The sequence below is a fragment of the Pedococcus sp. P2_A3 genome (assembly GCF_056405035.1).
This window is the reverse complement of record NZ_JBFUCW010000002.1, coordinates 150,121-169,271: the sequence shown is the minus strand read 5'-3', so window position 1 is coordinate 169,271 and position 19,151 is coordinate 150,121. Positions and strand designations below refer to the sequence as shown.

Below are 19,151 nucleotides of genomic sequence, written 5' to 3'. Positions count from 1 at the left end.
CGAAACTACCGGCCCGGCCCGGTGGTCGCGCCGTGACGGTCCAGACCACGCCACGTCCACTCCGCGATGTCGGGCAGGTCCTCGAGGTGCTCCTCGATGTAGGGCCGGTGCTCGGCCAGCCGGCGCTCGCACAGCTCGGTGAGACGATCCCAGCCGGCCACCCGTCGGTCGGCTCTGCGCAGCACCTCCAGGGCGAGGTGGAAGCGGCTCATCCGGTTGAGCACGACCATGTCGAACGGTGTCGTCGTCGTGCCCTGCTCGTTGAACCCGCGCACGTGGAACCGCCCGGGGTTGCTGCGGCCGTGGATCAGCTGGTGCACGGCGCGGGGGTAACCGTGGAACGCGAAGACCACGTGCTTGTCCTGGGTGAACAGCCCGTCGAACGTGCTGTCCGAGTAGCCGTGCGGGTGGTCGTTCTCGGGCAGCAGCGCCATGAAGTCGACCACGTTGACGAACCGCACCCGAAGGCCGGGCACGTGCTCGGCGAGCAGCTCGACCGCCGCCAGCGCCTCCTGCGTCGGCACGTCCCCGGCGCAGGCGAGCACGATGTCGGGTTCGTCGTCCGGGCCACAGGTGCTGGCCCACTCCCACACGCCCGCTCCCGCAGCGCAGTGGGCGTGGGCCTCCTCGAGCGACAGGTACTGCAGGTGCTGCTGCTTGTCGACGACGATGAGGTTGACGTGGTTGGTGCTGCGCAGGCAGTGGTCGGTGATCGAGAGGGTCGTGTTGGCGTCAGGCGGGAACCACACCCGCACCACCTCCGGCGACAACGGGATGAGGCAGTCGATCAGGCCCGGGCCCTGGTGGGAGAAGCCGTTGTGGTCGTTGCGCCAGCAGGTCGACGTGAGCAACACGTTGAGGGACGACACGTCGGCCCGCCACGGCAGCTCCTGGGCGTGCTGGAGCCATTTCACGTGCTGGATCGCCATGGAGGCCGAGACCATCGCGAACGCCTCGTAGGTCGCGAACACCCCGTGGCGGCCGCTGAGCAGGTAGCCCTCGAGCCATCCCTCGCAGAGGTGCTCGCTCAGCACCTCCATCACCCGGCCGTCCGGGCCGAGGTGGTCGTCGGTGTCCCGCAGTGGGCCCATGAAGCAGCGTTCGGTGACCTCGAACACCGGCTGGAGGCGGTTGCTCGCCGTCTCGTCCGGCGAGAAGAGCCGGAAGGTGCCGCCGCCGTCGGGACGGGACGTCGCGGCATACACGTCGCGCATGAGGCGACCCGAGGTGATGGTGTTCTCCAACGAGAGCTGTCCCCGGGTGGAGGGCGACACCGAGAACTCGTGGGTCGTCAGGTCCAGCGGCGGCAGGTCGACCCGCAACCGCCCGCCGTTCGCGTAGGGAGTGGCCGACATCCGCTTGTCTCCCTCCGGGGCCAGGGACCGCAGCTCGGGCGCGAGTCGGCCGTCGGCGTCGAAGAGCTCCTCGGGTCGGTAGGTGTGCAGCCACTCCTCGAGCATCCTGAGGTGCTCGGGGTCAGTGGCCAGTCCGGACAACGGCACCTGGTGGGACAGGTTGGTGCCCTCCACCTGCTTGCCGTCCACGACGGCGGGCCCGGTCCAGCCCTTGGGGGTGCGCAGCACGATGGCCGGCCAGGAGTGCCGCACCGGCTCGGCCGGGCCCTCGCCCTCCCGCGCGCCAGCCTGGATGTCGCGGATCCGGTCGTGCGCAGCGGCCAGGGCTGCACGGAAGGCGGGGAACACCACCTGCGGCTCGTCGCCGCTGACGGTCACGGGGTCCCAGCCCTGGCTGCGCAGGTAGGCCTCGACGTCGTCGTCGGAGGTGCGGCCAAGCACGGTCGGGCCGGCGATCTTGTAGCCGTTGAGGTGCAGGATCGGCAGCACGGCGCCGTCGCGCCGGGGGTTGAGGAAGGTGGGCAGACGCCACGACGCGGCCATGGGTCCGGTCTCGGCCTCGCCGTCGCCGACGACGCACGCGACGACGAGGTCGGGGTGGTCGAAGGCGGCACCGGCCGCGTGGACCAGCGCGTAGCCGAGCTCGCCCCCCTCGTGGATCGAGCCCGGGGTCTGCACGCTGACGTGGCTGGGCACTCCCCCGGGTGAGGAGAACTGGCGGAAGAGGTTCAGCACGCCTTCGGCGTCGTCACCGATGTGCGGGTAGACCTCGCTGTACGTGCCCTCGAGCCAGGCCGCCGCCACGAGCGCGGGACCTCCGTGCCCGGGGCCCGTGACGTAGAGCCAGTCGGAGCCGGTCTCCCGGATGCGTCGGTTCACCAGCGCGTAGATCATCGAGAGGCCGGGACTGGTGCCCCAGTGGCCGAGCAGGCGCGGCTTGGTGTGCGCCAGGGTCAGCGGCTCGCGCAGCAGGGCGTTGTCGCGCAGGTAGATCTGTCCGACCGTCAGGTAGTTGGCTGCGGCCCACCACCGAAGGTCGAGGTCGAGGTCCTCGGCGGAGTAGGACAGGGCGTCGGGCACAGCGGAGTTCTCCGGCATGCGCCCCACCCCACCACGCAGCCGTGGCGCAGCGATAGGCCCTTGGTCCTCCTAGTCCTCGAGGCGTCCCTCGAACAGCCCGCGCACCGCGGCGTCCTTCCGGATGAGCTCGAGCGCGTATGCCGCGTGGCCGGGCACGTACCCGTTGCCCACCAGCATGCGCACGTCAGCAGCCACGCCCTCGGCGCCGAGGGCAGCCGCGGCGAAGTTCGTGGCCATGGAGAAGTAGATGATCGTGCCGCCCTGCGCGGTCGACAGGATGGCCGGCTGCTCGCACCCCGGCACGTCGACGCAGACGACGGTGACGTCAGCCGGTCCGCCTGCCGCCGCCACCGCCTCGGAGAGCCCCAGGGGGCTGCGCGCGTCGGCGATGACCACCTCGTCCGCCAGCCCGGTACCCGAGAGCAGGTCGGCCTCGCGCTGGAACGGCACGACGGCGATCCGCCGTCCCGCGCCCGCGTCGGCGGCAGCCGCGAGCGAGAGTGAGCCCGACTTGCCGGCCCCACCGAGGACCGCCACCGTCGGCGCGAGTCCGCGCTCGGCATACTCGCGCACGACGCGCGCCACGAGCGCTGGTGCGCCGCAGACGTCCATCACCATGAGGGCGAGGGCCGGGTCGAGGTCGTCGGGCAGCTGGGCGGCGATCGAGCGCCCGAACAGGATGGCGTGCCCCTCGGCCGGGACGCGCTCGGACCGGCCGTCCCAGCCGGCGAGCTCGTCGGTGATGACGAGCGGGGTCAGCGAGAGCGAGACGAGGGTCGCGACGCGGTCGCCGACCGACAGGCCCAGGGAGGACTCGGGCCCGACCTCGGCGACCGTGCCGATGAGCATGCCGCCCGAGCCGGTGACGGGGTTCTGCATCTTGCCCCGGGTCGCCACGATGTCGAGGACCTCGGAGCGCACGGCGTCGCCGTCTGCCCCGTGCTTCTCGGAGAGCTGCCGGAACGACGCGGCGTCGAGGTTGAGCGTCTCGATCGCGATGCGCACCTCGTCGGGCCACAGCTCTGGCGAGGCGTCGAGGCGTGTGGCGGCCTGCGGGAGACAGGCTCCGGCCGGCTCGAGCACGCGGTGCAGGCCCACCGGCGAGGACGGCGTGGGTCGGCGTTCGATCGACGCCCGCCTTTCGATCGACGCAGACACAGAATCTCCCATCAACAGCGACACACGCCGCAAATTGTGCGGTCGATTGTCGATTTCATCGGAACCTGTCCCGTATCCTGCCACGTATGAGCACCGCGATCGAGCAGCCCTATGTCTACCGGCACCGCGAGCTGGTCGAGCCCGACTGGACCCGTTTCCCCGGCTGGCGTGACGTCACCGCCACCGACTGGGCCAGCGCCCAGTGGCAGCGGGCGCACTGTGTCAAGAACCTCAAGCAGCTGCGTGAGCTCATGGGCGACCTGCTGAGCGACGCGTTCTACGCCGACCTCGAGCGCGACCAGGCCGAGCGGGCGACCATGTCGATGCTGGTGCCCCCGCAGATGATGAACACCATGGTCAGCGAGCTGACCTGGGCCGACGGCACGATGCCCGCGGCCGGCGCCGAGTTCACGCGGGCGTTCTACGCCGACCCGATCCGTCGCTACATGCTCCCCGTCTTCTCCGACCGGCGCACGGACTGGCCGTCCCACCCGCACGCGACGCGCGACAGCCTCCACGAGCACGACATGTGGGTGGCCGAGGGCCTGACCCACCGCTACCCCACGAAGGTGCTGGCCGAGCTGCTGCCGACCTGTCCGCAGTACTGCGGCCACTGCACCCGCATGGACCTCGTCGGCAACTCCACGCCGGTGATCGACAAGCTCAAGCTCACCGGCAAGCCGGTCGACCGCTACGCCGCGATGCTCGCCTACCTCCAGCAGACGCCCCAGGTGCGCGACGTCGTGGTCTCCGGCGGTGACGTCGCCAACATGCCCTGGAAGAACCTCGAGGGCTTCCTCGACAAGCTGCTCGACGTCGACAACATCCGCGACATCCGCCTCGCCACCAAGGCCCTCATGGGGCTGCCCCAGCACTGGCTGCAGTCCGACGTGGTCGAGGGCGTGGCCCGGGTCTCCGCCAAGGCACGCTCGCGCGGTGTCTCGCTCGCCATCCACACCCACGTCAACAACGCCCAGTCCGTGACGCCGCTGGTGGCCGACGCCGCGAAGGCGATGCTCGAGGCGGGGGTGCGGGATGTGCGCAACCAGGGTGTCCTCATGCGTGGGGTCAACGACTCCACCGAGCAGCTGCTCGACCTCTGCTTCGCGCTGCAGGACGACGCGATGATCACGCCCTACTACTTCTACATGTGCGACATGATCCCGTTCTCCGAGCACTGGCGGCTGTCGCTCGCCGAGGCGCAGCACCTGCAGCACTCGATGATGGGCTACCTCCCCGGGTTCGCCACGCCGCGCATCGTGTGCGACGTCCCGTACGTGGGCAAGCGCTGGGTGCACCAGGTCGACAGCTACGACACCGAGCGCGGCATGTCGTTCTGGCGCAAGAACTACCGCACCTCCATCGAGGGCGCAGACACCGACGCCCTGTCGCGTGACTACGTCTACTACGACCCGATCTACACGCTCCCGGAGGCCGGTCAGCAGTGGTGGCGCGAGGAGGGCGACCACGAGGCCGCCCACGCCGTGGCTGTCGAGCGCGCCGCCGCCAGCCGCGAGGCGTCGCTGGTCTGAGGGGGCTCGTCACGGGTGTGACGCGGTCGACGCGAGACGTGCGTAGGTCGCGTGGCCGGGTTTCGCTAGGTTGCTCCCGTGACTGCTATCGCCCTCCCCCACAAGCGCGTCCTCGCTGACTACGTCCCCGCCGTCGCCGGCGTCCCGGATTCCGTCGGCACCCGGGTCCGCGACCTCGCCCTCATCGCCGCGGGTGCCGGTTTCATCGGCCTGCTCTCGCAGTGGAGCATCCCGTTGCCCGGCACACCGGTGCCCTTGACGCTCGGCACGTTCGCCGTCCTGCTCACCGGCGCCTCACTCGGTGGCCTGCGAGCCCTCCTCAGCGTCGGCACCTACCTGGTGGCCGGCGGCCTCGGCGTGAACTGGTTCGCCGGGCACCAGGACGGCTGGGGCGGTGCCACCTTCGGCTACGTCATCGGCTTCGTCATCGCGGCGACCCTCGTGGGCTGGCTGGCCCAGCGCGGAGGTGACCGGACGGTGGCCAGGACGGCGATCACCATGGTGCTCGGCAACCTGGTCATCTACGCCGTGGGGGTGTCGTGGCTGATGAACGCGACCGGCATGGACCTGCAGGCCGGTCTGAAGGCGGGCATGACGCCCTTCCTCATCGGTGACGCCCTCAAGATCGCCGCGGCGGCCGGCCTGCTCCCCGCAGCCTGGTCGCTCGTGAAGCGCGTCGAGCGGCGCTGAGCTTGGCCTCAGGCACCCCCGCCACGACGGCCCTGACCCGGCTCGGGCTGGCCTTCGAGCTGCATGCCTACGACCACGACCCCGCGGCGGCTTCCTACGGACTGGAAGCCGCCGCGGCGTTGTCGGTCCCGCCCGGTCAGGTGTTCAAGACCCTCCTCGTCGCCGGTGACTCCGGACTCGCCGTGGGGGTCGTCCCCGTCGACCGCCAGCTCGACCTCAAAGCGGTCGCCGCGGCGCTCGGCCTCAAGAAGGTCACCATGGCCGAGCCGGCTGCCGCCGAGCGTTCCACGGGCTACGTCGTGGGAGGGATCTCCCCCATCGGCCAGCGGAAGGCGCTGCCCACCGTCGTCGACCAGTCGGCCCTGGCGTTCGACCGCGTCTACGTCTCGGGGGGCCGGCGTGGTCTGGACCTCTCGCTGGCGCCAGCCGACCTCGTGACCGCGACCAAGGCTCGGGTGGCCTCGATCGCTCGCTGAGGGGCTACTCCCAGGGCGTCGAGAGCACGACGGTCGTCCGCGTGGCCACGTTGGCAGCGGCTCGGATCCTGGCCAGGAGACCCTCGAGGTCGCCGGGGGTGCGCACCCTGGCCTTGAGGATGTAGTTCTCCTCCCCCGCCACGGAGTGACAGGCCTCGAGCTCGGTGATGTCGCGGAGCCGGTCCGGGATGTCGTCGGGGGCAGCCGGATCCAGCGGTGAGATGGAGATGAAAGCCGTCAGCGGGAGGTCGAGCGCCGTGAAGTCCACGAGCGCGGCATACCCCTTGACCACGCCGCGCTCCTCGAGCCGGCGGACGCGCTGGTGCACCGCAGACGTGGACAGGCCCATGGCCTTGCCCAGGTCGGTGTAGCTCATCCGGCCGTCGGCGCGCAGCAGGTCGACGATGCGACGATCGAGGTCTTCCACGTCCACACCCTACTGAGGTCGGGGCCGTCAGGTGGGAGCATGTCCGCCATGACCTCGCTCGCCAGCACCGGCCGTCTCATGCTGCTCGACAGCGCTTCGCTCTACTTCCGCGCGTTCTTCGGCGTCCCCGACCAGCGCAGCGACCCGTCGCAGCCGCCCACCAACGCGGTCCGCGGCTTCCTCGACATGATCGCCTCGCTCGTCACCACCCACCAGCCGACGCACCTCGTGGCGTGCTGGGACAACGACTGGCGGCCGCAGTGGCGGGTCGACCTGTTGCCCAGCTACAAGGCCCACCGAGTGACCCAGGAGTCGCCCGCGCCGCTGTCGAGCGACGTGCCGGACCAGGCCCACCCGGCCTCTGAGGACACCGTCGCCGAGGAGGTCCCGGACGACCTGGCGCCCCAGGTGCCGGTGATCGTCGACGCACTGGCGGCTCTGGGGATCGCCCGGCTCGGCGCTGATGGCTTCGAGGCCGACGACGTGATCGGCACACTCGCCACGAGGTGGGGCGGCACCATGGAGGTCGACATCGTCACGGGTGATCGCGACCTCCTCCAGCTCGTCGACGACGCTCGAGGGGTGCGCGTTCTCTACACCGGGAAGGGTGGAGTCCGTGAGCCCGATCTGGCGACCCAGGCCTACTTGCGGGCGCGGTATGCCGTGGAGACCGGTGATGCCTACCTCGACATGTCCGTCTTGCGCGGTGACACCAGTGATGGCCTCCCCGGGGTGAAGGGCATCGGAGACAAGACCGCGGCTCAGCTCATCGCCGAGTACGGCTCGCTCGCGGGCCTGCGCGCAGCGATCGACTCGGGCGACCCGGCCATCAAGGGAGCCCGGCGGGCCAACCTCGAGGCCGCCACGGCCTACCTCGATGTGGCCCCGACGGTGGTCAGGGTGACTCGCGATGCGCCCGTGGCCCACGCGGATCTCGCCCTGCCGACCGAGGTGGCCGATCCCGTGCTGATGAGCAAGGTCGCCAGTGAGTTCGGGGTGACCAGCTCGTTCAACCGGGTCCTGTCGGCGCTGCGCATCGATTAGCAGATTCGAGGCGCAGGGTCGAGCTACGCGGCGGCCAGGTTGACTTCGAGAGAGTGCTCGACCCAGCTGAAGTCCGGACTCGCTCTGCGGGCTTCGAGCAGCGGCGGTGCGGTGGAGTCGTAGGTGTGGCCGGTGGGAGTGCGCAGCCGAACTCGGTGTCGTCCTGTTCGGCCCGCACCGGTCAGTCCGTCTGCGACAACCCGTGCGCTCCACCCTTCGGCCTCCTTGGCCTGGTTGCAGGCAACGCACAGACCCTGCCCGTTGGCGGCACTGGTGGGCCCATCCCGACCAGCAGCCACGACGTGGTCGGTGTGCCGGATCGGCGCATCGCACCACGGAGTGCGGCAGGTCTTGTCGCGCAGGAGGAGGAAGCGCTTGAGCGCCTCGGGAAACAACCGTCGACGACTCTCGAGCCCGGTGAGCTGTGTGCCGTCCACGGAGGTCAGGAGTCGACGAAACCAGATCCTCGCGTCAGTTTCGGTGGAGGCGCTGAGCAGGGCGCGTGCGGAATCGGCCGAGATCGGGCCACCCCCCACCACCTCGGCCGGCTCGTCGGTCGAACCCATCAGGGTGCCGGCGGGCACCACGAGCTGCACCTCGACAGGAACGGCATCGGCAGTCGCCTGACCGGTGACCCGCTCCACCAGCGTGTCGGCCATGATCTGGCCGCGCCCTCGCTCGTCTCCCGCGGCGATCAGCTCGCTCGCCCGACGGTCCAGCGCCGCGTACGTCGCAACGCCTTGCGAGACCGGGAGCAGTCCGCTCAGGTAGGTCATCGTGTCGGGTGCCGGTCGCAGGGACACGCAGCGCTCGGTCGCGGCCTTGCTGGCCCGGCTGGCCATGGCCGCCGGGTCGAGCGTGGCAGCGAACCCTCGCGCAGCTCGTGCCACCTGCGCGTCACCCATCGTGGGAAGGTCGGCAGCCAGCTGCCGGTCGACCTCGCGCCGGTCGTCGGCGGACAACACGGCCGTCTCGCGGCACAGAATCGTCGCCCGCCACTCGCTGAGCCGTCCTGCCGTGAGGTGCGCCATCGTCTCGGGCATCTCGTGCACCATGGCCCGAGCGAAGCCCAGGTGTCTCGACCCCCGGTGTGGTGACTCGCGTCGCGCCAACGCGACCTGGGCTGCCACTCCCCTGCCCCGCTCGCGGGCAGGGAGGCCGGGAGCGGCCTGGGCGGCTTCCTGCGACTCGGCGAACGCGACGGACAGTCGTGCCTGTGCTGCCGCCGCGGAACCCTTCAGCGACTCCAGCGCGCTGATCAGGTCGATCCGCTCGGCATCCGAGCAGCCCTCGAGGACGGCCAGCGACGCCACAAAGGCGCGCACGACCTCGACCGCCTGTCGCCCATCCCCCGATTCGAACATGTGTCCAATCTACAGTCCAGGTCTGACAGCCGAATGGAGGCACACGCCCCGCGCCGCTCGCCCTGTTCGATCAGATTCCCTAGCGGAAGCGTTGCGCTGACCGGCTGCACCCGCACCGATGTGCGGGCAACCTCGAGTTAGCGAGAGCGAAGCCGATCGACGGCTTCCCGTACGCCTTGGGACAGCGTGGCCCACGACTCGGTCGTCCCGCCCAGGCCGTTCATCACCAGCAGCAGTTTGTTCAGCAGCTGGGTATCCCCGAGATCGTTGTCGATCTCGTCCAGAAGTTCGGACACGCGGTTGAACGTGTGGACGACCCCGTCGGAGGCTGAGGTCGTGTTCGCATCGGCCGCGTAGATCCAAGCGACGAGTGCCCCGAACGCGAACCAGGAGGCAAGATCCTCGGGCTCTTCGTCCCGGCTCATTTCCGGCATGGAGAACAGAGCGTGGCGTGCCGCGTCTACTGATGGAATGCTGGTCCGCGCCCGAATCGCGTCGGCGATGGGACCAAGTCCCCCAGCTGGCAGTCCGAGCGAACCCAGTTCTGCGAGCGGAAGTACGACGGACGCGAGCTCGGTCGCCGTCCGACGCTGCTCCTCTGAGGCCATTTGTCGGAGTCGGGACTCGAGCGTCGGCATGGCATCTTGGGGCACGACCAGACATCCTGCACGCTCTGGAAGTGCATCGCACTCACATGCCGCGATCTGCTTGTGCCGATGTCCGCGGAGCGCGGCCTCCTAAGGGACCGACGGTCCCTCTGGGTTGTGATGCCCCACAGGCGCCGGCTCCTGCAGGTTCAGCGCCGCGGCAAGCACTCCGAGCCGATCCTCCATCGTGCGGCGACCGCCCGAGACCTCTGGGACCTCGACCGCCTTCATAGTGGAGCCATCGCGCACGGTGAGGACAACCATGCGAAAGCGGCGCGACCGGGAGTTCCGGTTGAGGTTTCCCGAATAGCTCGCCGGGCCCACCCGGGTGATGTCGCTCGCGCTCCATGAGCAAGAACGCACCCATGTGCGGCGGATGATGCGGTCACCGCGGATCACGAGTCCCACGAATGGCGCCCGCAGGAGCAGGCCAACGAGAACAGTCGCGCCAACCCAGAACATCCAGTCAGGGCCACCGGAGTCTTTCAACGTGGGGTCCAGGAAGGCGCCGACTGAGATGGCGAGGAACACGGCCACGATCCCGCCGCACAGGGCGATATAGCCGGGCGAGCGAACAACCACTGCGCTACTCACATGCACATGGTGCCATCCCGTCCCAGCGGTCGAGTCCAGGCCGACGTGCAGCACGGGATCTGCGCGTGCAGTTGTGGGGCATGAGCGATGATCAGCTCATCTTGAGCGTGGGCCAAGACGTTGAGAGCTATGACTTTGTAGTAGTTCTTCCTTCCGCCCTGCTGTCCGAGACTCGGACGCAGTTGGCCGAGCTCGACGGGGACTGGCGTTAGGGGTGCACAACCATCCGCTCACTGCGCACAGCGCGTGTCAGCAGACCAACCCAGGGTGAACACCCATCCTCCGCCGCTCGTGACTTACGACCGCTGGCTGAACCGCGCCGACAGGCCCCCGTTGGGGCATGAGGACACTCCGGTCAGTCGAGCCGGTCGGCGGCGACGACTCCGCGCATCACGGCGTCGATGGCCTTGCGCGACGTGGCGCGCAGCGTGGGTTCGGGAGCCGCGTCGCCGATCTGTCCGAGCAGGTCGACCACCTGCTTGCACCGCCGCACGAAGTCACCGGCCGCCATGTCGGACCCGCGCAGCACCTCCTCGAGCTGACGACCACTGGCCCAGCGGTGCATCATCCAGGCCATGCCCGCGTCGGGGTCGCCGGTCAGCGGCAGCCCCAGCTCGCGCTCTCGGTCCTCGAGCACCGACCACAGCCGGTTCATCTCGCGGATCGCTTCGGCCACGTCCTCGTTCGGCATCCGCGGCGACGGGTCGGTCTCGTCGCGCCGCGGCTCGTGGATCAGGGCCGACACGACCGAGGCGAGCCCGGCGGGGTCGAGCCGCTTCCAGACCCCCAGGCGCAGGCACTCTGCGGCGAGCAGGTCCTTCTCGGTGTAGAGGCGGCGCAGGTTCTCGCCCTGCGCCGTCACGAGGTCACCGCTGTCCGAGAGATAGCCCATCTCGCCGAGCAGCGTGCAGATCCGGTCGAAGGTCCGCGCCACCGAGTTGGTCCGACCCTCCACCTTGCGCTGCAGCCCGACGGTCTCGCGCTTGAGCCTCCACCACCGCTCCGCCCACCGGGCATGGTCCTCGCGGTCGGGGCACTGGTGGCACGGGTGGGCCTTGAGCTGGCGCCGCAGCTCGGGGATCCGTCCGTCCTCGGCGCTACCCGCGTATGCCGCGGAGCCGCGCGAGCGGGACGGTGGCGGGTCGTGGGGCACCGCGATGCGCAACGACGTGGCGAGGTCGCGGCGCGCCTTGGGGCTCTTGGCGTTGAAGTGCGGCGGCACCTTGACGTGGGCGATCGCCTCGACCGGCGTGGGCACGTCGACGAGGGTCAGCTTGAGCAGCTGCTTGTCCTCGGTGACCACGGTCGGCGCAGGCGTCTCGCCCCGGTAGGACTTGGACGGCTGGACGACGACGGCATAGCCCGCACGGCGACCTGAGGGGATCTTGATGACGTCACCGATCCGCAGCGTCTCCAACGAGACTGCCGCCTCGGCGCGCCTGCTGGCCGATCGTTCTCGGGCCCCGTCCTTCTCGAGCCGGGCGATCTCGTGGCGCAGCGCGGCATACTCCGCGAAGTCGCCGAGGTGGCACGCCATCCCCTCGGCGTACCCCTCCAAGCCCTCTTCGTTCTTGCGCACCGCCCGCGCCATCCCGACCACGGCGCGGTCGGCCTGGAACTGCGCGAACGACGTCTCGAGGATCTCGCGGGCGGTCTCACGACCCACCTGGGCGACCAGGTTGACTGCCATGTTGTAGGTCGGCCGGAAGGACGAGCGGAGCGGGTAGGTGCGGGTGGATGCGAGGCCTGCGACCGCGAGCGGGTCCATCCCCCGGTTCCACTGCACGAGGGCGTGACCTTCGATGTCGATCCCTCTGCGGCCCGCCCGCCCGGTCAGCTGGGTGTACTCGGCGGGTGTGACGTCGGCGTGGGTCTCGCCGTTGAACTTGACCAGCTTCTCGATGACCACGGTGCGCGCCGGCATGTTGATGCCCAGGGCGAGCGTCTCGGTGGCGAACACCGCGCGGATCCGGCCCGCGGTGAACAGCTCCTCGACGATCTCGCGGAAGGTGGGCAGCATGCCCGCGTGGTGGGCGGCGAACCCGCGGGTGAGGCCGTCGACGAAGTCCCAGTAACCCAGCACACCGAGGTCCTCGTCGGCCAGCGATGAGACCCGCTCCTCGACGGTCCGACGGATCCGGTCGCCCTCCGCCTCGGGGATCAACCGCACGCCGTCGCGCAGCAGCTGGCCCACGGCCGCCTCGCAGCCGACCCGGCTGAAGATGAAGGTGATCGCGGGCAGGAGCCCCTCCCGCTCGAGCTGTTGGACCACCTCCGACCGCGTGGCTCCCCCACCGGGACGGCCTCCGGACGCGCGGGCCAGACCCCGTCCACCGTGACCACCACCAGGCCCGCGGGGCGCCTTGCCCCGGCCTCCCCGACCGTGTCGGTCGGACTGCGATCCGTGGCGGGCTCCCTCGTCCCAGCGGCCGCGCTGCTCCGACTGGCGGATCGCCTGCAGGAGCTCAGGGTTCACACGGGTCGCGTCGATCCCCGTGACCGGCGCGGACGCCTCGTCGACGAACAGGTCGTACATCGACTGGGAGACCATCATGTGCTGCCACAGCGGCACCGGCCGGTGCTCGGAGACGATGATGTCGACGCCGCCGCGCACCTCCGAGAGCCAGGCGCCGAACTCCTCGGCGTTGCTCACGGTCGCTGACAACGAGACGACCTGCACGTCCTGCGGCAGGTGGATGATCACCTCCTCCCACACGGCTCCGCGGAACCGGTCGGCGAGGTAGTGCACCTCGTCCATCACCACGAAACCGAGCCCGTGGAGGGTGCGCGACCCGGCATACATCATGTTGCGCAGCACCTCGGTCGTCATGACGACGACGGGTGCCTCGCCGTTGATCGAGGAGTCGCCGGTGAGCAGCCCGACGTTCTGGGCACCGTGGCGCCGCACGAGGTCGTTGTACTTCTGGTTGGACAGCGCCTTGATCGGGGTGGTGTAGAACGCCTTGCGCCCACCCGACAGGGCGAGGTGCACGGCGAACTCGCCGACGATGGTCTTGCCGGCTCCGGTCGGCGCCGCGACGAGCACCCCACGACCCGCCTCCACGGCCTGGCAGGCCTGCACCTGGAAGTCGTCGAGGGGGAAGCCCACCGTGGCCGCGAAGGTGGCCAGCTCCGACTTCTCGTATGCCGCGCGGCTGGCGCTTGCGGCGTATCGCTCAGCGGGCGTCGACATGCTCCCGAGCCTACGGTGCAGCGGGCGCCAGCACCGTCACCGCGCCGGGGACCACCTCGACGGTCAGCGGGAGCGGTGCGAACCGCTCGCCGTCGGCGTAGGCCACGATGCCGTCGGCCTCCAGCGTGACCGAGCGCCCGCGGATGATCTCGACGGCCGGATGGCCCACGTGGGCACCCTTGAAGACCTTCGGGAAGACCTTGAGGAACTCCAGGGTGCTGATCTCGTGGAGCAGGAGCACGTCGAGCAACCCGTCGTCGAACTCGGCGTCCGGGAGCACGTGCATCCCTCCCCCGTAGCTGGGCCCGTTGCCGACCGCGACGAGCATCGCCTTGGCCTCGTGCCGGACCCCGTCGACGGTGAGGACGTAGGGAATCGCCTTGAACAGCGGGAGCTCTCGCAGGATGGCGAGGTTGTAGCGCATCTGCCCCTTGGGCCACGGCCAGGTGTTGGCCCGCTCGTTCACGAGTGAGTCGAAGCCTGCGCCGAGCACGCCGACGTACCAGTGTCGGCCACCGTGGGCGTCGACGTGGCGGACGGCATCGATCGTGCGGGGCACACCGGTGCTGACGAGGTCGGCTGCCCTGACCGGGTCGTGCACGGGGAGACCGAGGCCCCGAGCGACGTCGTTCCCCGTGCCGGCCGCGATGATGGCCAAGGTCGTCGTGGTCTCGGCCGCGAGCTCGACGCCGAGGTGGACCATGCCGTCGCCACCGACCACCGCGAGCACGTCCAGGCCCTGCGCGATGGCGCCGAGCGCGCGGTCGCGGGCGGCGGCATACGTCTCGTCGGAGAGGTCGACGACGTCGTGTCCGGCTGCCCGCATCCGTTGGGCCACCTCGAGCCCCAGGGCCATGCCGCGGTTCTTGCCCGACGTCGGGTTCACCACGAGGCCGACGCGCTTGCTCACAATGACGATGCTTCGTCGTCGGGCACCTCGACCCAGTCCGGACGGCGTTTGCGCCGCCCTCGTTCGATCAGCTTGCTGACGAGGATGGCCGCGACGTAGAGCACGCAGAGGGGGATGGCCATCAGGAACATCGTGAAGGCGTCCGGCGTCGGGGTGGCGACGGCCGAAATGACGAAGATCCCGAAGATGGCCGGCCGCCAGGCCTTGACCATCGCCGACGCCGGGAGGACTCCGATGGCGTTGAGGGCCACGAGGAAGACCGGCATCAGGAAGGCGCAGCCGAAGGCCAGGATGAACCTCGTGACGAAGGAGAAGTAGTCGCTGACCTGCTGGATGTTGGACGCACCCGGAGGCGTGAAGCCGTAGAGCACGTCCAACACCTTCGGCAGGACGTAGTAGGCCAGTGCGCAGCCGGACAGGAACAACGGCACGGTGGCCGCGATGAAGGCCAGGGAGATCCGGCGCTCCTTCTTCGTCAGGCCCGGCACGATGAAGGCCCACAGCTGGTAGAGCCACACCGGGCTCGACAGCAACACCCCGACGAAGATCGACAGGCTCACCTGTTGGGAGAACGCGGCCGTGGCGTTGCCGAAGTTCAGGCTGATGACGCTGGTGGGGTTCTGGTCCTTGTAGTCGTTGAACGGTGCGGCGAGCTGGCCGTAGACCCGCTCGTAGAAGATCCAGCCCAGCACCGCGCCCGCGAGGAGGGTGATCGCCGAGATGAGGAACCGACGGCGGAGCTCGCGCAGGTGGTCACCCAGAGACATGCGCCCCTCAGGGTTGCGGGCACGCCGGAAGGCCATGGTCGTCGTTCGCGGGTGAGAGGTTCCGGTGGACTAGGAGGCGCCGGAGCTGTTGTCCGTGCGCGGCGCGTTGTCCTCGCGGATCGGGTTGGTGCCCTCGGTGCCGGGACTTGCTCCGGCGTCCTTGACCGTCTCGCCCTTCACGGTGTCGGAGCTGGCCGCTGACTTGCCTTCGCTCTTCATCTCGTCGACCTCGGACTTGAAGATGCGCATCGAACGACCGATCGACCGAGCGGCATCCGGGAGACGCTTGAAGCCGAACAGCACGACCAGGAGGACGAGCAAGATGATGAGGTGCCAGCCCTCGAACAGTCCGCGCATGGTACTCAATTCCTCTCGGCCACCGGGGTGACCATGTCTCGATCATGCCGTGGGTGCGGCACGTGGAGGTCAGTCTAGGTGCCGCGCCCAGCTGGGACGCCGCGCGGCCAGTCGGGCGCGCCGCTGCTGTTTCAACGAGGCGCGGGTGGCCTCGCGTTCCCGCCGCAGCACGCGGGGGTCGCCGAAGATGTCAGGCTGGGGCGGAGGAGGACGCTCGCCGAGGCGGTCGCTCTCGGCCTGCAGGGCGGCCACCGTCCGGGAGGAGCGGCTGACCTCTGCTGTGAGCTCCTTGAACTGGCCCCAGACGCCCCAAGCACGGGTCGCCAGGTAGGCCAGCGCGACCAGCACCAGCAGGGCCCAGATCAGGATCCACCACCACACGGCAACGACCCTACTCGTACGCCGCCAGCGCCTCCTGCGCCCCCTCACGCACCGACGCGGCCACCTCCGCGGGGGCCAGGACGGTGCCGCGTCCCCCGAGCCGCCAGACCAGCCGGCGCAGCCAGAGCGTGTCGGCGGTCCGCAGGGTGACCGTCTGCGACCCGTCCGGCGCGGTCTCCACGGAGTCCACGGGGTAGTAGTCGCTGACCCAGGTCGCCCCGGGCAGCAGCCGCACCGTGACGCGGGTGTCGTCGGGACGGGGGGTGAACGCTCCCAGGTCGAGGTCCCTCAGCTGGGCGTCCGGTGGAGGGGTGCCGTCCTCGTCCAGCACGTCGAGCCGGGCGATCCGGTCCATGCGGAAGGTGCGGGTGTCCTGGGCCAGGTGGCACCAGCCCTCGAGGTACCAGCGCGAGTCCAGGTTCACCACGCGCATCGGGTCGACGTCGCGCTCGGTCGCCTCGTCGCGGCTGGGCACGAGGTAGCGCAGGTGCACCCGCCGGTGCCCTTCGACGGCTCGCCGGGCATCGGAGAGCAGGTCGGCCTCCACCCCCTCGCTGATCGCCACCTCGACGCGGGCCGCGGCCTCGGCGCTGGCACCGGTGGCCTGCTCGAGCTTGGCCATGGCCCGCTCGATGGCATCCCGCTCCCCCAGCCCCGGCACCGAGGCCAGCGCCCGGAGCCCGACCATCAGGGTCAGGGCCTCGTCACGCCCCAGCCGCAGCGGTCGGGCGATGGTGTCGGCGTTGGTGACGAAGACGCGCCCGTTCTCCCACTGCGCGTCGATCAGCTCGTCGGGCATCTGCCCGTACCCGCACAGATAGAGCAGCCGCAGGTCGGTCTCGAGCTGCTCGACGCTGATGCCCAGCTCGGCAGCGGCCTGGTCGAGGTCGATGCCCTGGCGGGCGACCAGCCAGGGCACCATGGTCAGCAGGCGAGCCAGCCGGTCGGTCGCGGTCTCCTGCACGGTCCTGGCCTTCTTGGGCGGGGGCGTCATGCCGCACCACCGGTGTGTGCCGCCAGCGCTCCGCGCAGGCGCTGGACCACGAGGTCACGGACCTCGGCCGGCGCGCTGACGACGACGTCTGCGCCATAGCCACACACCTCGTCGGCCAGCGCGTCGGCGTCGCCGAACGGCACGACCAGCTGGGACCACTCCCCCAGGTCGGTCGTGCTCGTGGCCCGACGGCGCAGGGTGTTGCCCCGGTCGGCCCGCACCCTGACCACCGCGTCGCGGGTCGGCTGCTCCCCCACCGAGGTGCGGATCATCTCCTGCGCGCGGTGGTCGGCCGGCACGGCATACGGCGGGGCCTTCTTCACCTCGGTGACGTCGCCGTCGATGCGCGACAACCGGAAGACCCGCGCCGCCTCGCGGTCGAGGTCGAACCCGGTGAGGTACCAGCGGCCGTGCCACGACGCGAGCCCCCAGGGCTGCACCACCCGGGTCAGGACCGCACCCTCACCGCCGGTGCGGTACCCGAAGCTGATCGTGCGCTGCCCCACGACGGCGTTCTTCACCGGCTCGAAGGCCGGCTCGCTCGTGCCGAGGCGCGGCTCGATGCCCACGAGGGAGTCGCCGTCGCGCTCGATGCCGGCCGCCTTGAGCTTGCGCAGGGCCTGCGCGGCGGGACCGGCCAACGAGGCGTGCGCCCAGGTGCGGCTGGCCAGACCGAGCACGGCCAGCTCGTCGGGCTCGAAGGAGATGTCCGGCAGGGCGTACTCACGCTGGTCGATGCGGTAGCCGACCTCGTCGTCCCAGGCGCCACCGATGTCCTCGGTGACGAGCGGGATGCCGAGCTCGCGCAGCTCGTCCTTGTCGCGCTCGAACATCCGGTCGAAGGCCTCGTCGCTCGTGGCGTCGCCGTACTGGGGGACGACGGCACGGATCCGCGACTTGGGCAGGGGGCGGCGGGTGTAGAGCAGGCAGAGCACGAGGTTGAGCAGGCGCTCGGTCTTGGCCGCCGGACCGGTGGGGGAACTCACCCGCCCGACGCTACCCGAGTGGCACCCGCCCTTCGTGGCTAGTCTGCGTGTCGTGATGCAGTGGCGCGAGGGAACGGTCGAGCAGGTGACTGGCCGCTGGCCGGGCGCCGTGGAGTATGCCGTGCGGCTCACCCCCCGAGCGGCCGCCGCGGAGGCCCTGACCAGCGACGACCTGGTCCGCGCGCTCGCGTACACGGCACTCGTCGGGGAGCCGCAGGTCGGCGATCGGGTGCTGCTCAACGCGTCGGCCCTGCTCCGGGGGCTCGGCACCGGCGGGCTGGCGTTCATCGTGGCCGCGCCCGACCGGTTGCCGGCCGATCCCGAGTCCACCGAAGGGCACATCGTCAAGGCGAGGTACACCCCGCAGCAGCAGATGTTCATGGCAGTGGACGAGCAGGACAGCCCGCACCACGCGGTCATGACCGGACCACTCGCGGTGTCCGGTGACCTGCAGGGCATGCCGGTCGTGGTGGCCGACCTGCACTCGGCCCTGCCCGCGGTCCTGGCCGGCATCCGCCTCGACCGGCCGCGAGCCCGCGTGGTCTACCTCATGACCGATGGCGGCGCGCTGCCCATCGCCTTCTCGCGCAACGTCGCCACGCTGTCCGACCACGGCTGGTTGGCCGGCACGGTCACCGTGGGCCAGGCCTACGGCGGCGAGCACGAGGCGGTCACCCTGCACTCCGGGCTCCTGGCGGCGCGCCACGTGCTCGAGGCCGACATCGCAGTCGTCATCCAGGGGCCCGGGAACGTCGGGACGGGGACGCCGTGGGGCTTCACGGGGGTCGCCGCCGGGGAGGCCCTCAACGCCGTCGGGACGCTCGGCGGACGCGGCGTGGCTGCGTTGCGGGTGTCGGACGCCGACGCCCGGGAGCGGCACCGAGGGATCTCGCACCACAGCACGACGGCGTACGGGCGGATCTGCCTCGTGGCGGCCGACGTCCCGCTGCCCACGGACCCGTCGGAGTTCGGGCTGCTGGTCGCCGACCAGGCCCACGCCATGGTGCGCAGCGCCCAGGGCGCCCTCCGCGTGCGGGAGGTCGACGCCGAGGGGCTGGACGCGGCCCTGCGCGGCGTGCCGGTGCGCTTGTCGACCATGGGCCGTGGCCTCGACGAGGACCACGCGGCCTTCCACTACAGCGCAGCAGCCGGGCGGTATGCCGCCCGGCTGCTGGAGAGCTGATGGTTCAGGACTG

At 70.4% G+C, this 19,151-nt stretch carries 18 protein-coding genes; 5 read left to right on the top strand and 13 right to left on the bottom strand.

Annotated elements, in window-relative coordinates; all coding sequences use genetic code 11:
* Nucleotides 1-5: 5 nt before the first annotated feature.
* Both AC1DX8_RS02830 and kdd read right to left on the bottom strand, forming a co-directional pair.
* Nucleotides 6-2,453, bottom strand: a complete 2,448-nt coding sequence (locus AC1DX8_RS02830) for a phosphoketolase family protein (protein WP_477628385.1) — start codon at nt 2,451-2,453, stop codon at nt 6-8.
* A 51-nt stretch (nt 2,454-2,504) separates the two neighbouring features.
* Nucleotides 2,505-3,593, bottom strand: coding sequence for an L-erythro-3,5-diaminohexanoate dehydrogenase (gene kdd, locus AC1DX8_RS02825; protein WP_477628384.1), 1,089 nt, complete (start codon nt 3,591-3,593; stop codon nt 2,505-2,507).
* 86 nt (nt 3,594-3,679) lie between these two features.
* On the opposite strand from kdd, the gene AC1DX8_RS02820 reads away from it, so the two are divergent.
* From AC1DX8_RS02820 to ybaK, 3 genes are all read left to right on the top strand, one after another.
* A complete protein-coding gene (locus AC1DX8_RS02820) occupies nt 3,680-5,125 on the top strand; it encodes a KamA family radical SAM protein (protein ID WP_477628383.1) in 1,446 nt (481 codons plus the stop codon).
* 78 nt (nt 5,126-5,203) lie between these two features.
* On the top strand, nt 5,204-5,815 hold the full coding sequence (locus tag AC1DX8_RS02815) for a biotin transporter BioY (RefSeq protein ID WP_477628382.1): 612 nt from the start codon (nt 5,204-5,206) through the stop codon (nt 5,813-5,815).
* A gap of 2 nt (nt 5,816-5,817) precedes the next feature.
* Nucleotides 5,818-6,291, top strand: a complete 474-nt coding sequence (gene ybaK, locus AC1DX8_RS02810) for a Cys-tRNA(Pro) deacylase (RefSeq protein WP_477628381.1) — start codon at nt 5,818-5,820, stop codon at nt 6,289-6,291.
* A 4-nt stretch (nt 6,292-6,295) separates the two neighbouring features.
* On the opposite strand, the gene AC1DX8_RS02805 is transcribed toward ybaK, so the two are convergent.
* Nucleotides 6,296-6,718 (bottom strand): Lrp/AsnC family transcriptional regulator, encoded by a 423-nt coding sequence (locus AC1DX8_RS02805; protein ID WP_477628380.1) that lies wholly within the window; start codon nt 6,716-6,718, stop codon nt 6,296-6,298.
* Nucleotides 6,719-6,757: 39 nt separating this feature from the next.
* Here AC1DX8_RS02805 and AC1DX8_RS02800 point away from each other — a divergent pair, with 39 nt between their 5' ends.
* Nucleotides 6,758-7,762 carry a 5'-3' exonuclease gene (locus tag AC1DX8_RS02800; protein WP_477628379.1) on the top strand — a complete coding sequence of 335 codons (1,005 nt, stop codon included), beginning with the start codon at nt 6,758-6,760 and terminating at the stop codon, nt 7,760-7,762.
* A gap of 23 nt (nt 7,763-7,785) precedes the next feature.
* Here AC1DX8_RS02800 and AC1DX8_RS02795 read toward each other — a convergent pair whose 3' ends face one another.
* The 10 genes from AC1DX8_RS02795 to AC1DX8_RS02750 all read right to left on the bottom strand — a co-directional run bounded on the left by AC1DX8_RS02795 (nt 7,786) and on the right by AC1DX8_RS02750 (nt 17,955).
* The gene (locus tag AC1DX8_RS02795; RefSeq protein WP_477628378.1) at nt 7,786-9,126 is read right to left on the bottom strand and encodes an HNH endonuclease; all 1,341 of its coding nucleotides are present in this window, start codon (nt 9,124-9,126) and stop codon (nt 7,786-7,788) included.
* Nucleotides 9,127-9,263: 137 nt separating this feature from the next.
* The gene (locus AC1DX8_RS02790) at nt 9,264-9,560 is read right to left on the bottom strand and encodes a hypothetical protein (protein WP_477628377.1); all 297 of its coding nucleotides are present in this window, start codon (nt 9,558-9,560) and stop codon (nt 9,264-9,266) included.
* 303 nt (nt 9,561-9,863) lie between these two features.
* Nucleotides 9,864-10,367, bottom strand: a complete 504-nt coding sequence (locus AC1DX8_RS02785; RefSeq protein ID WP_477628376.1) for a hypothetical protein — start codon at nt 10,365-10,367, stop codon at nt 9,864-9,866.
* A 355-nt stretch (nt 10,368-10,722) separates the two neighbouring features.
* Complete coding sequence (locus tag AC1DX8_RS02780; RefSeq protein WP_477628375.1) at nt 10,723-13,560, bottom strand: DEAD/DEAH box helicase; 2,838 nt, start codon at nt 13,558-13,560, stop codon at nt 10,723-10,725.
* A gap of 10 nt (nt 13,561-13,570) precedes the next feature.
* A complete protein-coding gene (locus AC1DX8_RS02775; protein WP_477628374.1) occupies nt 13,571-14,470 on the bottom strand; it encodes a YegS/Rv2252/BmrU family lipid kinase in 900 nt (299 codons plus the stop codon).
* Complete coding sequence (tatC, locus tag AC1DX8_RS02770) at nt 14,467-15,237, bottom strand: twin-arginine translocase subunit TatC (protein WP_477628373.1); 771 nt, start codon at nt 15,235-15,237, stop codon at nt 14,467-14,469. The genes AC1DX8_RS02775 and tatC overlap by 4 nt, the downstream gene beginning before the upstream one ends.
* 69 nt (nt 15,238-15,306) lie before the next feature.
* Complete coding sequence (tatA, locus tag AC1DX8_RS02765) at nt 15,307-15,594, bottom strand: Sec-independent protein translocase subunit TatA (RefSeq protein WP_477628372.1); 288 nt, start codon at nt 15,592-15,594, stop codon at nt 15,307-15,309.
* 69 nt (nt 15,595-15,663) lie between these two features.
* Nucleotides 15,664-15,975, bottom strand: coding sequence for a hypothetical protein (locus AC1DX8_RS02760; RefSeq protein ID WP_477628371.1), 312 nt, complete (start codon nt 15,973-15,975; stop codon nt 15,664-15,666).
* Between the two features lie 10 nt (nt 15,976-15,985).
* Nucleotides 15,986-16,969 (bottom strand): helix-turn-helix transcriptional regulator, encoded by a 984-nt coding sequence (locus tag AC1DX8_RS02755; protein ID WP_477628370.1) that lies wholly within the window; start codon nt 16,967-16,969, stop codon nt 15,986-15,988.
* Nucleotides 16,966-17,955: a helix-turn-helix transcriptional regulator gene (locus AC1DX8_RS02750; protein WP_477628369.1), complete on the bottom strand. Its 990-nt coding sequence runs from the start codon at nt 17,953-17,955 to the stop codon at nt 16,966-16,968. Before AC1DX8_RS02750 ends, AC1DX8_RS02755 begins: the two co-directional genes overlap by 4 nt.
* A 52-nt stretch (nt 17,956-18,007) precedes the next feature.
* Between AC1DX8_RS02750 and AC1DX8_RS02745 the strand changes: the two genes are divergently transcribed.
* Nucleotides 18,008-19,138, top strand: a complete 1,131-nt coding sequence (locus AC1DX8_RS02745) for a DUF3866 family protein (protein ID WP_477628368.1) — start codon at nt 18,008-18,010, stop codon at nt 19,136-19,138.
* Nucleotides 19,139-19,151: the final 13 nt, after the last annotated feature.